This is a genomic window from Syntrophales bacterium (assembly GCA_023229765.1).
GTDB lineage: Bacteria > Desulfobacterota > Syntrophia > Syntrophales > UBA5619 > DYTH01.
On record JALNYO010000006.1, the window covers coordinates 40,097 to 54,987 of the forward strand.

Sequence of the window (14,891 nt, forward strand, 5' to 3'; positions counted from 1 at the left end):
TCCTCATCAGTCATTAAAGACGCGTAAAATCTTTAATGCCTGCATCTTCAGCCGGTCGGAAAACAGCTCCTCCGACGAACATAACATCCTGGCAACAGCCACGAGGCGGTTTTTGTCGGTTGTGAGTTTTACCACATCTCCTTCCGCAAGAAAAGGAATATGATAACGGAGCAGAACCTCGCCTGCCGGCTGATAGCCGTTTCTTAATTTCTCCGCCAGCGGCCGGTCAACCTCAATAAGCGGGAATTCCGGAAGCAGTTCCACAAGCGGCGTCAGTTTTGTCGCCGCCAGTTCCCATCCCTCCTCTTTCAGAAGGCCGTCCAAGGCTATAGCTGAATCGAGATTAAACATGCCGCTGCGCGTCCGGCGCAACTCCGACATACACCCGCCACAACCGAGCGCCTCCCCGGCCTCCGCACACAAAGAGCGGATATACGTGCCCTTGGAGCAGGAAACGGTGAAGACAACCTCCGGAAGAGAAAATTCATTTATGCGGACATCGTAAATCTCCACCTCCCGTTCCGGAGGCTCAACGTCTATTCCCCGCCTTGTCCAATCGTAAAGAGCCCTGCCTTTCACCTTAACCGCCGAGTACCGCGGGACAATCTGCTTTAGCTTCCCAATAAAGTTTTTTAAAATCGTTTCAACCTGTTCCCGGCTGACCAGCGGAACCTCCCGGGAAAGAACGCTTCCCTCCGTATCGAGGGTATCCGTTCTGACCCCAAGCAGCAGAGTCGCCCGGTACTCTTTGCCGTCATTTGCCAGAAACTGCACTAATTTCGTCGCTTCATTCAGGCAAACGGGCAAAACGCCCGTAGCGAGAGGATCCAGCGTCCCCGTATGGCCAACCTTGCTTATGCCTGAAATCCTGCGGACACGCGCGACAACGTCATGAGAGGTCATCCCCGAGGGTTTGTCGATGACCACAACCCCGTTCATGCGTTGAATATGCAATCCCTTATCGCCTCACTGACGCGCCTGCGAATCTCCGACAGCTCCCCGGAAACGCGGAAGCCGGCGGCATTGACATGCCCCCCCCCGCCAAAGAACCGGGCAACGCGCTCTACATTTGCTTTCCCCTTGGAGCGGAGGCTGATCTTGAAGCGCCCGTCAACCAGCTCGGAATACAGCAGGGAAATTTCCACGCCGCGGATGGAACGGGGAAAATCGACGAACCCCTCGGCATGATCGGGAAGCGCCCCGGCCTCGGCAAGGGCTTTTTGCGTCACAACAAGCGAACCCACCCGTCCCTCTTCTTCCAGGGTCAGCGTCGGCAAAACCATCGCCAGTAACCGAATCCGCCCCGGATGGTCAGATTCATAGACGTTTTCAGAAATCCATTGGGGATTGGCGCCTTTTTCCACCAGCTCCGCCGCCGCCAGCAGGGCGTCGCGGCGGGTGTTGCCGTAACGAAAACCGCCGGTATCGGTTACAATTGCCGTGTAAAGACAAGTCGCTATCTCGCTGGTCAGCGGAAATTCCAGGTGTCGGGCCAGGCGAAAGATAAGCTCGCCGGTAGAGCTCGCATCCGCATCAAGAAGGCAGACATCGCAGAACCCCCCGTTGGCAACATGGTGATCGATGTTCACAAGCTGGGTAATTTTTGCAATCTGCGCCGCTTCCTTTCCAATCCGTTCCAGTTCACCGCAATCAAGAATAGCGGCCACCTCAAAATTCTCAACAGGCGGCAACTTCCGGGTAATCAGGTCGCTGCCGGGAAGAAAAAGGAAGTTTTCGGGCGTGCTGTCCTGATTGTAAACGACGGCATCCTTTCCCATGCCGCGCAGCATATTATAAAGGGCCAGCGTCGAACCAATGGCGTCCCCGTCCGGACGCTCATGAGCCGCAATCAGAAATGTTTGATGCTGCTGGATCAATTCACCTATCTGCTGAAGCATTCCCCTCCTCGTTGCACAAAAAATCATCTTCCTTTTTATGAATCTCCGCGATCAGCTCTTCAATCCTTTCGCCGTAGGCAAAAGAGGGGTCGTAGGAGAAAAACAGTTCCGGAGCGTAACGAAGCTGGAGCCTGCGTCCCAATTCCCGTCTCAAAAATCCGGACGCCTTTTTCAGCCCCTCCTTAACCCCCTCGCTGCACTCATTCTTCCCAAATTCGACGAAATAAATCCTCGCCGAGCGCAGATCGTCGGAAACCTTAACCCCGGTAATCGTAAGAACGCCGATGCGGGGGTCGCGAACCTGTTTCAGCAGGATATCTGCTATCTCTATTTTGATCAGATCGGCCACGCGGTCTGCCCTTTTGAACCCAGTCATTTTGACTCTGCCTTTATAAAACTACAGTTTACGCTCGATTTGTTCCTTTACGTAGGTTTCGATGATATCCATTGCCTTCATATCATTGAACCCCTCAATACCGATCCCGCATTCAAAACCAGCGGCTACCTCTTTGGCATCGTCCTTGAACCGCCTGAGCGAGGCAATTTTCCCCTCAAAAACCACAACCCCGTCCCGAATCAGGCGCAGGCTGGCCGACCGGACAATCTTGCCGTCCAGAACGAAACTCCCGGCAATGGCGCCGATCTTCGGAACACGGAAAACCTCCCTGACTTCGGCGCGCCCCTGGACAACCTCCTTATACACCGGCTCCAGGAGACCCTCCATGGCTGCCCTGACATCCGCAATAACATTATAGATGATGTCATAGAGCTTTATGTCGATCCCTTCATGTTCCGCCAGCTCCGCCACCCGCGCGTCCGGTCGCACATTGAACCCGATGATGATCGCGTCCGACGCCGAGGCGAGCATGACGTCATTTTCGGTAATGGTTCCCGTAGAGCTGTGAATTATTTTAAGTTTTATATCGTTTGTACTGAGCTTGTTGAGGGCTTCGCACAAGGCCTCGACGGAGCCCTGCACATCCGCTTTGACGATGACATTCAGTTCCTTGGCCCCCTCCTTTATCCGCTGATAGAGCTGTTCCAGCGTTACCTTCGAGGATACGGAAAGATCCCTTTCCCGTTCCTTGCGAATCCAGTACTGGCCGATGCTTCTCGCTTTTTTCTCATCCTCGACGCAGACGAACTCGGTGCCTACCTGCGGTACGCGGGAGAAACCAACGACCTCGACCGGCATCGCCGGACCGGCTTCGCTGATTTTTTTGCCCTGATCGTTCACCAGGGCGCGCACCCGGCCAAATTCCGTCTTGGAAACAAAGGCATCCCCCTCATGCAAGGTGCCCTCCTGGATCAGAACGGTCGCCAACGGCCCCCGTCCCCGGTCCAGCTTGGCTTCGATTATAACGCCGCGGGCGGGACGATCAGGATCGGCTTTCAGTTCCATGATATCGGTTTGCAGGATGATCATCTCCAAAAGTCCTTCAATGCCTATCTTTTTCTTTGCCGAAACCTCGCAGAAGATGGTCTCCCCGCCCCATTCCTCGGACAGGAGGTTGTACTCAGTCAGGGTCTGGCGGATCTTCCCCGGATCCGCCCCCGGCTTGTCGATTTTATTGATCGCAACGATGATCGGCACTCCGGCAACCTTGGCATGATTTATCGCCTCAACGGTCTGATCCATAATGCCGTCGTCCGCGGCGACAACCAATACTACAATGTCCGTTACCTGGGCGCCCCTCGCCCGCATCGCGGTAAACGCCTCATGCCCCGGCGTATCCAGAAAAACAATATCCCGGTTGTTGATATTGACGCGGTACGCGCCGATTGCCTGGGTTATGCCGCCCGCCTCGCCGTCGATTACGTTAGTCTGCCTGATCGCGTCGAGCAGCGAAGTCTTGCCGTGATCAACATGCCCCATGATCGTGACCACGGGCGCTCTCAATCGGAGCTTCTCGGGGGAATCCTCTTCCCGCTGCATAATCTCTTCCCGCTCGCCCTGCGACGCCTCCACCTGGTATCCAAAATCCGCGGCAATCAGGGAGGCCGTATCGATATCAACCGACTGGTTGATCGTCAACATCAGCCCGAGACCGATCAGCTTGTTGATAACCTCAGACGCCTTGATCCCCATCCTTTTGGCGAGCTCACCAACGCTTATCGCCTCGTCAACATGAATCCTTCGCTTGATCGCCTTGGGCGTTGTGATCAGCGTCTTCTTCATCTTGACCGGCGCAGGTTTCTTTTCTTCACGCCATTTCGGACGTCGTTCCTGCTGCTCCGAATCGAGCGGTTGTCCCTTTTTATCGGTTAACTTCTTCAGAAATGGTTTTTTCCTGGGTGCATCATCGCTCATGAGAACTTCAAAGGGCGCCTTTGTTCCCCCCTTCTTCTTCAGTTTGTCAATCGCTTCCGCAGGCTTGCCTGGTTTGCCGAAACGCGCTGGCAAAGGCGCCGCCGCGCCCTCGCCCTTGCGAAATGGCTCTTTGGAAGGTGTATGCAAAGGTTTGGCAGGGGCGGCAACAGGCTTTGGCCTTTGCTCAAACGGCTGCTTTCTGGTTTCGGCTGCCGGAGGATGCACCCTCGGGGCTGCATCTTGCAGGCTTTTAGTCCCGGCGCTTGCAGATGTTGCCGCCTCCGGCTGCACAGCAGCAACCTTTTCTTCACGTTTGTCCTGCTTTTCCGCAGGCGCTGCCGTTGCCGGTGGCGCCACGTGGCTTTCTGACTCTGCGACAGGCTTTTTGGCGATCTCCTCCTTCTGGGGAACATTGGCCGGCGGAACAGGCGGCCGGCGGATAACGCCTCTTAGAGGCTCATGCCTGTAGATTGAGGTCCTTACCGGAGGTTGCTTTACCGGCTCTTGCTTTACCGGCTCTTGCTTTACCGGCTGCTCTGGCTGAACTCTCTCCGCAACCGGCGCGACCGTTTCGGCAGGTTTTTCAATCTCAACAGGGGCGATCTCGCTGCTTGCCTCGGCGCTTTCTTCTTCAGCAGGGGCATCTTCAACGGCAGAAGGCACAGCCCTTCTTCTGATGACCGTGGACTTGATCCTTTTTTCCACTATCTCTTTAGGCTCTTTTGACAGCAGTTCTGCCTGCATCCTCTCAAGTTCGCCGTCCTCGAGCGCGCTCGAATGGGATTTGCCGGTAATGCCAATCTTTTCCAGTCGCGCGATCAGCTCCTTGTTCTCAAGCCCCAGATCCTTCGCCAGTTCATAAACCCTTTTTTTCGACATACTCAACACTCTCTCCTGTCGAACGTCTCCTCAAAAACCCTTTCGACAATATAAAAATATTACTTTTCCCCAAGCTCTTGATCGATAGCCATTTCCGCCCCTTTTATCCAGGCTTCGGCAGTGGTCTCGCCCACGTCAGGCAGGGCAGAAAGCTGTTCCACGTCGGCGGCGGCCAGCATCGCTACGCTCTTCAAGCCGGCGGCAACAAGTTTTTCCGCATTCATTTCCCCTATGCCGGGTATTTCCATTAAAGCCCTGTAACCCTCTTCCTCCGTCTTGACGGCTGTCGCCGACTCGCTTTTTACATCAATCTTCCAGCTGGTCAATTTTACCGCCAATCTGACATTTTGGCCACTCTTTCCAATTGCCAGCGAAAGCTGATCATCGGCAACAATTACCTCCATCGCCCTGTTTTCTTCATCAACGAACACCCTGTTCACCTTGGCCGGGGCAAGGGCATTGCAAACATATTTGGCCTGATCTTCCGAATAGGGGACTATGTCTATCTTTTCTCCCCGGAGCTCCTGAACCACGCTCTGCACCCGGGCGCCCCTCATCCCCACACAGGCGCCCACCGGATCTATATCCTTGTCTCTGGTCCTGACGGCGATCTTGGAACGTTTCCCGGGCTCCCGCGCCACATTGACTATTTCTATGAGTCCTTCTGCAATTTCAGGAACTTCCAACTCGAACAATGCCTTCAGAAAACCGGGATGGGTGCGCGACAGAATAATCTGCGGACCCTTGGTAATCTTTTTAACCTCGCAGATAAAGCTCCTTATTCTGTCTCCCCTTTTGTAAGCCTCTTTGAAGATCTGCTCATTCACAGGCAATACGCCCTCTGTAGTGCCAAGGTTGACAATTATGTTTCCCCCCTCGACTCGCTGAACAAACCCATTGCTGATATCGCCTTTTTTGTCGTGGTATTCTTCATATATATTATCGCGTTCCGCGTCTTTTACCCGCTGGATAATTATCTGCCGGGCCGTTTGCACAGCGATGCGGCCGAAGGTGCTCGTCTCAATCTTGCTGCCCAGAACGTCTCCAAACTGCGCTTCCTCATCAAGGTTTGCTACTGCCTCTTCAACGGAAATCTGCGTCTCGGGATCCATGACCTTTTCCACTACAGTCTTGAACTGAAAGACCTCGATCTCGCCGGCCTCGTCATTATAGTGAGCCTCCAATTCCACGTCAGCGCCCAGTTTCTTTCGGGCAGCCATCAGCATGGCGTCTTCCAGCGCCTGGATGATCACCTCTTTGTCTATCCCGCGATCCTTTCCCATCTGTTCAATCAGACGTTTTAGCTCCGCAAACATTCAAAAAACCTCCACTTTTATTCGTTAATAACCATTATAATGACAAGGTTACAATGTATATTCCAGATTGGCCCTTACAACCTTTTCCCTCGGGATTCGCAAGGTTTGACCATCCACGGACATCACAATGACCTTTCCTGCAACGTCGCTGTCCTCATAACTTACCAACTCGCCCCGCAAGTCACGCCTTCCTTCCAGTTTTTCCAGAAGCCGGACATGAATCCGGGAACCGCAATACCTTACAAAATCCTTGTCCCTATGGAGCGGACGATCAAGACCCGGCGAGGAGATCTCCAGCGTATATTGCCCCGGCGGCACATCATGGACATCCAGTAGGTCGCCCAGTTTGTCGCTTACCTGCGCGCAGTCGTCCACGGTGACCCCGCCCTCCTTGTCGATGTAAACGCGCACCAGCCAGTGGGCCTTCATCTTCAGGCATTCCACCAGAACCATCTCCATCCCATCCGCGGCGATCAGCGGCTCTGCAAGTTGCCCAATTTGTTCTTCATACGTTTGCATGGTCCAAGCAGCTAACCTTCTTGTTGTTAAAATCCGGCTTCCCCATCTCTCTAAAAAAAAAGTGGGCGCAAGCCCACTCATCAAAACCTGCCGATGATTTTGTCGCCTTCTACCATCTGCCGAGGATCATTGCAAGAAGAAAATTTAAGGCGCGACAATACGTTCCGCAGGACAAGCGCTGCGTCTTTTCCTTCTGCGGCGTTTTGCCGGCGCCGCGGCCGCTGCGCCAGGAGGGTCCAACCGGGTTTCGGCTGGGGCATTTATGAAGTTTTTCCACCATTCACGAGCTTTCCGGCCTTCTTCCCGCATCCGGGTCGTGAATATCAGATACGTCATGGCGTCCGAGAACTCGGGCCGACCGGCCAGGGAGGCGGGGCGCCGCGGCGGTATTCTGTGCAAGGAGGGCTGCAAGGCAAGAATGCGGCGCAGTTGACCGCTGATCCGTCCCGGCACGCTGACGGTCGTTACCAGCTCCGTCAGAAACAATTCACAGGCGGCATCCAGGGCCTGCAAATAGGGAACGCCCTCACGGTGACGGGCAAGGGCATCCTCTTCCAGCCCGGGGCCAAAGAGCATTGCCAGAAAAAGCGGTGGGGAGGGGGAGAGTCCCTTTTGCAGGAGCCGGTCGAGACTTTCCATGTTTGCCTGCAAGACCGCAGTCAGATCGCCTTTGGCGGCGGACCCCCGAATCAGCGCGGGGAAAAGGGCGGCAAGGAGCCCGCTTTTCTCCAAAAGGGTAAAAACCGGACGGGCAGACCCGAGCAGGAAGATCTTCAGCATTTCCTCGTAGAGCCTCGCCGGCGCGGCGCGGACGATGGTGGGAGCAAGTTCGCAGATAACATCCCAAGCCTCCGTATCTATAGCAAAATCGTGGGAGGCGGCGAAACGGACAGCGCGAATCATCCGCACCGGATCTTCCGTAAACCGGACAAAGGGATCGCCGATGGGACGAATGAGCCGCTGTTCCAGATCGCTCATCCCATTGGTGAAGTCAATAACCGAAAAATCAGCGATGCTGTAGGCCAGGGCGTTGATGGTAAAGTCGCGGCGAAGGGCATCCTCCTCCGGAGTCCCGAAAACATTGTCGCGCAGCACCATTCCGTCTTCGTCCTTCAGATGACGCGGCGGGCGTTTTTCGCCGTCCGCTTCTTCCGCCCCCTCTGCCTCGGAAGGCGCGGAAGCGCGAAAGGTGGAGACCTCCAGAATTTCATCCTGGAAATGCAGATGCACCAGCCGAAAACGGCGGCCGATGATCCGGGCATTGCGAAAGAGATGTTTGATCTGGCCGGGCGCGGCATTTGTCACTATATCAAAATCCTTGGGAGTGCGCCCCAGAAGCAGGTCGCGGACGCACCCGCCCACGAGGTAGGCGACAAAACCATTGTCCTGAAGACGATAAAGGGTATGCAGCGCGTTGGGGCTGATCTGCTTGCGTGATATTCCGTGTTCCTCTCGACCAATAATTCGTGGTTGCATGGCGGCCGCTATATACATCGAAAGCCCGGGGTGTCAATACGAATTTTCACCCCCTCCGCTTTGCAAGGTAGATAAAATGAGGCATGTTCGCAACAAACCGGTTTCGGCCGTACCTTCTGCTGAATTTAATTGCCAATATTTTTCTGTTCAACGTGACTAATTTCAACTCTTTGTGCATATTATACTTGACAAAAGGCCTTCCAGGGGAAGATACTGTCAAAACCCACTTGCATTGGTGCGTAAAGTGGGCAAATTTCTTACGAGAAGAGTGCAACTGGCGGTTTTGTATTTTACTGTGGGAGGTAATGGCCCGGCAGACTGGGAGTAAATCCGGCGGGCGGGAGTGTCAGTTTCTTGGGAATATCGAGGGTTTGTAATATTATTTTTAACCATCAAATGGAGGAGGAACAATGAAAAAAATGGCTTTGGGCGTTGCCGTGCTTCTGCTGCTGGCATTTGCAGCCACGGGCATGGCCGAGGTGAAGGCGGGCTCGGTTTCGATCACTCCTTACATCGGGGGTTACCGGTTTGAGGGAAATATGGACGTCGAAAACGGACCGGTCTTTGGTCTGCGCGGTGGGTACAACTTTACAAAGAATGCAGGGCTCGAAGGGTACTTCCACTATGTGAAAGCCGAATTCAAAGGCGTAGCCGGCAATCCTGACATGAAGCTGCTCGGCTACGGCATTGACGGCCTCTACCATTTTCTGCCGGGCAACCGCCTGGTGCCCTTTCTGGCCGCAGGCGTCGGAATGACCCATTACGACCCGGAGATAATGAACAGCCGCAACAAGTTAACGATCAATTACGGCGGCGGGCTCAAGTATTTTCTCACGGATAATGTGGCGCTCCGTGCTGATTTACGCCATGTCCTGCCCGTGAATGGCCGTTACAACGATCTGCTCTACACCATCGGCGTCACCTTCGCCTTCGGCGGGACAAAGGAGACGCCCGCACCCGTGGCAGCCCCGGAATCCGCTCCCGCTCCCGCTCCCGCTCCCTCTGCCCCGGCGGCGCCGGCTGCTGCGGTTATCGGCGATTCCGATAACGACGGCGTTCTGGACAACCAGGACAAATGTCCTGACACCCCCGCCGGCGTAACGGTCGATGCGGTCGGCTGTCCCCTTGATTCGGACGGGGACGGCGTTTACGATTATCTGGACAAATGCCCCGGGACCCCTGCCGGCGTAACGGTCGATGCGGTCGGCTGCCCGCTTGATTCGGACGGGGACGGCGTTTACGATTATCTGGACAAATGCCCCGGGACCCCTGCCGGCGTAACGGTCGATGCGGTCGGCTGTCCGCCCCCGGCGCCCGCAACCCCCAAGGAAACGGCAATCATCGAGAAGGGCAGGGTAACCCTGAATGTGGAGTTCGACTTCGACAAGGCAGTGGTAAAGAAACAGTACTACAATGAAATTAATGAACTGGCCACTGTCCTGAAAAAATACCCTGATCTCAAGATCGCGATCGAGGGACATACGGACAACATTGGCACGACCGCCTACAACGAAAAGCTTTCCCAGCGGCGGGCAGAGGCAGTGATGAATTATCTGATCAAACAATCGGAAATTGATGCGGCGCGTTTGAGCGCCAAGGGGTACGGCGAGACCCGGCCCATCGCCTCTAACGCAACCAAGGCAGGCCGTCAGAAGAATCGTCGGGTAGAAGCGGCAGCCGAGTACATCATCAAGAAGTAGCCAAAAAATGAAGTGGCAACGATCGCTTTAAAACGGGGCCCTGCGAACGGGCCCCGTTTTATCCGCTCCCCTGCCCCAAAAGACGACCTGCGTCATCATTCCCTTAAACATAATCGCGCCTGGTGTTGTATAATGTTTGTCAAGCGGCACTGTTATACGTAAGGCCCTGGCTTTGCCTGAGGCGGTAATGCGACAAAAATTGGAGGAGAAAGTATGGATTTTGAATTGTCGGAAGAGCATAAGATGTTGAAGGATATGGCGGCCAAGTTTGCCCAGGCGGAATTCACCCCCTATGTGCACGAATGCGACGTGGAGGAGAAGTACACGCCGGATCTCCGGAAAAAGGCGGCGGAAAACGGTCTGATCGGCGCCTGGATCCCGGAAGAGTATGGCGGAGCTGGGGTCGGCATCCTGGGAAATACACTCATCACCGAGGAGTACTGCAAGGTGGACATGGGGATATGCATCAGTCTCCTGTCCTCTTTCGGCTGTGAGATCATCTTTCAAAACGGAACAGAGGAACAGAAGAAGACCCTGCTTCCCCCTGTCTGCTCAGGCGCGAAAATAAGCGCGGGCGCCTTCACCGAGCCCAACGCGGGCACGGATGTTGCCGGCTATGGTACGCGCGCCGTCAAGGATGGCAGCGACTATGTGATCAACGGCAACAAGATGTTTATAACCAATGGGACGGTCTGTGATTTCATGCTGACCGCTTGCATCACGAATCCAGAGGAGAAAAAACACAAAAGATTCAGCATAATCAGCATCCCCGCCGATACAAGGGGAATAACCCGCACCAAGATTCACGGGAAGATGGGGATCCGCACCACCGATACGGCGGAAATCGCCTTTGAAGATGTCCGGGTGCCCCAGTCCAATCTGATTGGGACGAAAGAGGGGCTGGGCTTCTATCAGCTTATGCATTTTTTCGATACGACGCGCATCCAGGTCGCCGGCCAGGCACTGGGGCTTTCCGAGGCTTGTCTGGCGGAAAGCATCAAATATGTGAAGGAGCGAACAGTCTTCGGAGCGCCGCTGGGCTCCTACCAGCTTACCCAGAAAAAGCTTGCCGAGATGGCAATCCGCATTGAAGCGCTCCGGGGAATGACCTATAAGGCGGCGTGGCTGATGGATCAGGGACGTCCCGATTACACCCTGGCTGCAATGGCGAAGTTTCTGGGCGGCGAGACCGCTGTCTTCTGCGCTAATTATGCCGTCGAACTCCACGGGGGCTACGGCTACATTAATGAATATGCTGTCGAAAAGCTGTACCGCGACGCCAAAGTTCTGGAACTCTTTGAAGGAACAAAGGAAGCGGAGATCATGACGATTGGCCGCACCCTCCAGACCGGATACCATGCCGGGTAAGTGGCTCATCCAATGAGTCTTTTATTCCGCTGCCGACCTGTCGGGATACAACGCGCCTGACGAACAAAGGGTTACGGAAGCTCCGTAACCCCTTGATTATTCTGGAGCGGGCGATGGGACTCGAACCCACGACGTCCAGCTTGGGAAGCTGACATTCTACCGCTGAATTACGCCCGCTCATTAAATACAGTGCTTGCCGCCAGTGCGGAAAAGCGAGCGCATCATATTAAAAGCCGCCATTTTGTCAAGCTATTTTTTCTGCCGCGCCCCCTCTTCCAGACCCTTTATCAGGCTGGTCAGCGTAAAATTCACCGGCGTCGGAACTCCCAGAGCCGCGCCTTCCCGGACAATCGCCCCGTTGATAAAATCAATTTCGGTGCGCCTCCCTCGTTCGATATCCTGACGCATGGAAGAGATATTCTCTTTCGTGTTGCTCATTACCGCCTTGACATGTTCCAGCGGATCGCCTGCAAAAGCGAGCCGGATGCCCCGGCGGCGGGACACCTCCAGCGCCTCGCCGACAGCCTTTTCCATAAGCTCCGTCAACTCCGGGATCTCCAGAATCTGGCCGTTTTTAATCCGCGCCAGGGCGGTAATAGGGTTTATTCCCACATTTACCAGCAGTTTCCCCCAGATGATCCCCGGCAGGTTTTCGGCTATCACAGGATTCAGCCCTGCCGTTTCAAAGATTGCCCGCAGTTGCTCTATCCTCGCTGTTTTCAGACCGGAGGGCTCCCCGAAAGTCGTCGCCCCGGTTCCGGCATGGCGAATATGCCCGGGGGCAATCATCGTCGCCCCAAAGCCGCTTGTCCCCGCCAGTATCCGCTTTTCACCGGCGATCTCGGCCAATTGCTCGACATTGCCCAGGCCGTTTTGCACGGTAAAAACGATCGTCTCCTCGCCAAGCAGGGACAGGGCGCCTTTCATTGCCTCACGGGTATGGTACGATTTGACAAAGACGATCACCAGATCGACCTTACCGATTGCCCGCGGGTCGGTTTCCGCCTGCAGCGGAAAGTTCCTGTCCCCGTTGGGAGAAGTAATGGTCAATCCCCGCTCCCGGATCATCTGAATGTGCGCCTCCCAGACATCGAGCAGCGTTACAGACTCCCCCGCCTCCGCCAGCAGCGCGCCGTACAGGCATCCCATCGCCCCGGCGCCCAAAACCGCAATTTTCACCTTGCCCCCTTTTAACCAATGACCGACCAGCCGTCTGGCCGGCAGAGGAAAATCCCGCCTGCCGGCTACTTCCCTGCCAGTTTCGCCGCCTCTCCCTCCGCCATTCGGTAAACATGCTCCTCGCCGGGAAAGGCGCCCTTGCGGACATCCTCACTGTATGCGGCAAAGACCTTGCGATACTCCTCGGCGACATTACCGTACCTTTTTACGAATTTGGGGGTAAACGCCTGAAAAAGCCCCAGAATGTCCGAACAGACCATGATCTGGCCATCGCAGTCGCCGGCGCCGATCCCGTAAACCGGGACAGGAACGTTCCTGCGGATGGCAACGGTTACCTCGGGAGGCACACCCTCCACAAGAACCGAGAAGGCCCCCGCTTCACATACCGCGATCGCGTCCTCGACAATCGCCTCTGCCGCCGCCGCTGTACGTCCCTGGGCCTTGAATCCCCCCAATGCGCCCGAACTCTGCGGAGTCAAGCCGATATGTCCCATCAAAAGCATGCCACCATCAACGATCGCCTTGATAACCGGGACTACCCGTTTGCCGCCTTCAAGCTTAAGGCAATCCACCCCGGCCTCTTTGTAAAACCGGATCGCGTTGCGGCAGGCATCATCGATTCCGGCATGGTAGGAACCAAAAGGCATGTCGCCGATGACAAGGGTCTCTGGGGCTCCCCTGCGCACCGCCTCGGCATGGCAGATGCACTGGTCCATGGTGACCGGAACAGTTCCGGGATAGCCATAGACAGCCATCCCGAGACTATCGCCAACCAGCAGCATGTCCATCCCCGCCTCTTCGGCCAGCTTGGCGGTCATATAATCGTATGCGGTCATCAAGACGGCCTTGCGCCCCTCCTCCTTCATTGTCTGCAAATCAAAGCGTGTCAGTTTTTTCGTCATTGGCTTTCCTCCCCTCAAAATAAATACGCTCGTTTTTTCGCCTCATGCTTTCAGGCGCAGGCGGACGGAGCGTCCGTGCCCGTAAAGCCCCTCGAGATCGGCGAAGCGGGCGGTCGGCTCTCCATAACGCGCCAGCGCCGTTTGCGAAAAGGACAGGACACTGGTGCGCTTGAAAAAATCATAAACGCCCAGCGGCGAGGCGAAGCGGGCGGTTCCCCCGGTGGGCAGAACATGATTCGGCCCCGCCATGTAATCGCCTAGGGCCTCGGGTGTGCTGGTTCCTAAAAAAACTGCCCCGGCGTTGCACAGACGGGGCAAATATGCACGCGGATTTTCCACCATCAGCTCCAGATGTTCCGGGGCGAAACGGTTGGCCAGCATTATCGCCTCGTCAAGATCCCTGGTAATGATCGCGGCCCCGTAATTTTGCAGCGCCCGTGCGGCGATCTCTTTCCGCTCCAGATGCGCCATTTGCCGGCTTAGCTCCGCGGCCGCCTCGCGGGCGAATGCCGCGTGCGGCGTCATCAGCACCGCGCCTGCCATTTCGTCGTGCTCCGCCTGCGCCAGCATATCCGCGGCCACATAGGCGGCATTGCCCGTTTTATCGGCAATGACAAGCACCTCGCTGGGGCCGGCAATCATATCGATCGCAACCTGGCCAAAAACCATTTTTTTGGCAGCCGCCACGTACCGGTTGCCCGGGCCGACTATTTTGTCCACACGGGGGACCGATTCTGTCCCAAAGGCCAGCGCCGCAACCGCCTGGGCGCCGCCGATCTTGAAGATGCGGGTGACTCCGGCAAGCTTTGCCGCGGCGGCGATCAAGGGCGGCAGCACCCCGTCCCGGCAGGGGGTAGTCAGGATGATTTCGGCCACGCCCGCAATCCGCGCCGGTATCGCCGTCATCAGAACGGTAGAGGGGTAACAGGCCCGCCCGCCCGGGGCGTATATCCCTACCCGTTCCAGGGGCCGGACCAATTGTCCAAGTTCCACCCCCTCCTCATCGTTGATAAACCAACTTTCCTGTCGCTGATGTTCGTGGAACCTGGCAATCCGGTCGGCGGAAAGATTCATAATTTCAATCTCTTCAGGAGCAGCCTGCTTCGCCGCGGCCTGCCACTCCTCGGGGGAAACCTCCACCGTCGCGGCGGCAACGGCAAACCCATCCCAGCGGGCGGTATATTCGAAGAGGGCCTCATCTCCGCGGACGCGGACCGCTTCCACAATAGCCCCCACCGTATTCCAAAGCTGGGCGTCAAAAACCTGGCCGCGGCCAGTCAACTGTTTGAAATATTCCTCAAATTCCCCACTGTCAGCCTGAATTATCCTCATAATTTCCAACT

Annotated in this window: 12 protein-coding genes and 1 tRNA gene; 2 read left to right on the forward strand and 11 right to left on the reverse strand. The window is 55.8% G+C overall.

The window, feature by feature from the left end:
* Nucleotides 1-6 precede the first annotated feature (6 nt).
* The 7 genes from truB to pcnB all read right to left on the reverse strand — a co-directional run bounded on the left by truB (nt 7) and on the right by pcnB (nt 8,399).
* Nucleotides 7-954, reverse strand: coding sequence for a tRNA pseudouridine(55) synthase TruB (gene truB / locus M0P74_04945; protein ID MCK9362928.1), 948 nt, complete (start codon nt 952-954; stop codon nt 7-9).
* Nucleotides 936-1,898: a bifunctional oligoribonuclease/PAP phosphatase NrnA gene (locus M0P74_04950; protein ID MCK9362929.1), complete on the reverse strand. Its 963-nt coding sequence runs from the start codon at nt 1,896-1,898 to the stop codon at nt 936-938. Before M0P74_04950 ends, truB begins: the two co-directional genes overlap by 19 nt.
* On the reverse strand, nt 1,879-2,274 hold the full coding sequence (gene rbfA / locus M0P74_04955) for a 30S ribosome-binding factor RbfA (GenBank protein MCK9362930.1): 396 nt from the start codon (nt 2,272-2,274) through the stop codon (nt 1,879-1,881). Before rbfA ends, M0P74_04950 begins: the two co-directional genes overlap by 20 nt.
* A 21-nt stretch (nt 2,275-2,295) precedes the next feature.
* Nucleotides 2,296-5,088 (reverse strand): translation initiation factor IF-2, encoded by a 2,793-nt coding sequence (infB, locus tag M0P74_04960; GenBank protein MCK9362931.1) that lies wholly within the window; start codon nt 5,086-5,088, stop codon nt 2,296-2,298.
* A gap of 59 nt (nt 5,089-5,147) precedes the next feature.
* Nucleotides 5,148-6,404: a transcription termination factor NusA gene (gene nusA / locus M0P74_04965; GenBank protein ID MCK9362932.1), complete on the reverse strand. Its 1,257-nt coding sequence runs from the start codon at nt 6,402-6,404 to the stop codon at nt 5,148-5,150.
* A gap of 48 nt (nt 6,405-6,452) precedes the next feature.
* The gene (locus tag M0P74_04970) at nt 6,453-6,923 is read right to left on the reverse strand and encodes a ribosome maturation factor RimP (protein ID MCK9362933.1); all 471 of its coding nucleotides are present in this window, start codon (nt 6,921-6,923) and stop codon (nt 6,453-6,455) included.
* A gap of 144 nt (nt 6,924-7,067) precedes the next feature.
* Nucleotides 7,068-8,399 carry a polynucleotide adenylyltransferase PcnB gene (gene pcnB / locus M0P74_04975; protein MCK9362934.1) on the reverse strand — a complete coding sequence of 444 codons (1,332 nt, stop codon included), beginning with the start codon at nt 8,397-8,399 and terminating at the stop codon, nt 7,068-7,070.
* Between the two features lie 410 nt (nt 8,400-8,809).
* Here pcnB and M0P74_04980 point away from each other — a divergent pair, with 410 nt between their 5' ends.
* Both M0P74_04980 and M0P74_04985 read left to right on the forward strand, forming a co-directional pair.
* On the forward strand, nt 8,810-10,099 hold the full coding sequence (locus M0P74_04980; protein ID MCK9362935.1) for an OmpA family protein: 1,290 nt from the start codon (nt 8,810-8,812) through the stop codon (nt 10,097-10,099).
* A 213-nt stretch (nt 10,100-10,312) separates the two neighbouring features.
* The gene (locus M0P74_04985) at nt 10,313-11,467 is read left to right on the forward strand and encodes an acyl-CoA/acyl-ACP dehydrogenase (GenBank protein MCK9362936.1); all 1,155 of its coding nucleotides are present in this window, start codon (nt 10,313-10,315) and stop codon (nt 11,465-11,467) included.
* 102 nt (nt 11,468-11,569) lie between these two features.
* Here M0P74_04985 and M0P74_04990 read toward each other — a convergent pair.
* From M0P74_04990 to hisD, 4 genes are all read right to left on the reverse strand, one after another.
* A tRNA-Gly gene (locus tag M0P74_04990) sits at nt 11,570-11,644 on the reverse strand.
* A 72-nt stretch (nt 11,645-11,716) separates the two neighbouring features.
* Nucleotides 11,717-12,646 (reverse strand): 2-dehydropantoate 2-reductase, encoded by a 930-nt coding sequence (locus tag M0P74_04995; protein ID MCK9362937.1) that lies wholly within the window; start codon nt 12,644-12,646, stop codon nt 11,717-11,719.
* A 65-nt stretch (nt 12,647-12,711) separates the two neighbouring features.
* Complete coding sequence (gene panB, locus M0P74_05000) at nt 12,712-13,548, reverse strand: 3-methyl-2-oxobutanoate hydroxymethyltransferase (protein MCK9362938.1); 837 nt, start codon at nt 13,546-13,548, stop codon at nt 12,712-12,714.
* Nucleotides 13,549-13,590: 42 nt separating this feature from the next.
* Entirely contained in the window at nt 13,591-14,880 is a 1,290-nt protein-coding gene (gene hisD / locus M0P74_05005; GenBank protein ID MCK9362939.1) for a histidinol dehydrogenase, read from the reverse strand.
* Nucleotides 14,881-14,891: the final 11 nt, after the last annotated feature.

Coding starts and splice junctions, on each gene's coding strand:
- M0P74_04980 (MCK9362935.1), top strand. CDS start 8,810: ATGAAAAAAATGGCTTTGGGCGTTGCCGTGCTTCTGCTGCTGGCATTT.
- infB (MCK9362931.1), bottom strand. CDS start 5,088: ATGTCGAAAAAAAGGGTTTATGAACTGGCGAAGGATCTGGGGCTTGAG.
- M0P74_04950 (MCK9362929.1), bottom strand. CDS start 1,898: ATGCTTCAGCAGATAGGTGAATTGATCCAGCAGCATCAAACATTTCTG.
- M0P74_04970 (MCK9362933.1), bottom strand. CDS start 6,923: ATGCAAACGTATGAAGAACAAATTGGGCAACTTGCAGAGCCGCTGATC.
- M0P74_04985 (MCK9362936.1), top strand. CDS start 10,313: ATGGATTTTGAATTGTCGGAAGAGCATAAGATGTTGAAGGATATGGCG.
- pcnB (MCK9362934.1), bottom strand. CDS start 8,399: ATGCAACCACGAATTATTGGTCGAGAGGAACACGGAATATCACGCAAG.
- panB (MCK9362938.1), bottom strand. CDS start 13,548: ATGACGAAAAAACTGACACGCTTTGATTTGCAGACAATGAAGGAGGAG.
- hisD (MCK9362939.1), bottom strand. CDS start 14,880: ATGAGGATAATTCAGGCTGACAGTGGGGAATTTGAGGAATATTTCAAA.
- rbfA (MCK9362930.1), bottom strand. CDS start 2,274: ATGACTGGGTTCAAAAGGGCAGACCGCGTGGCCGATCTGATCAAAATA.
- nusA (MCK9362932.1), bottom strand. CDS start 6,404: ATGTTTGCGGAGCTAAAACGTCTGATTGAACAGATGGGAAAGGATCGC.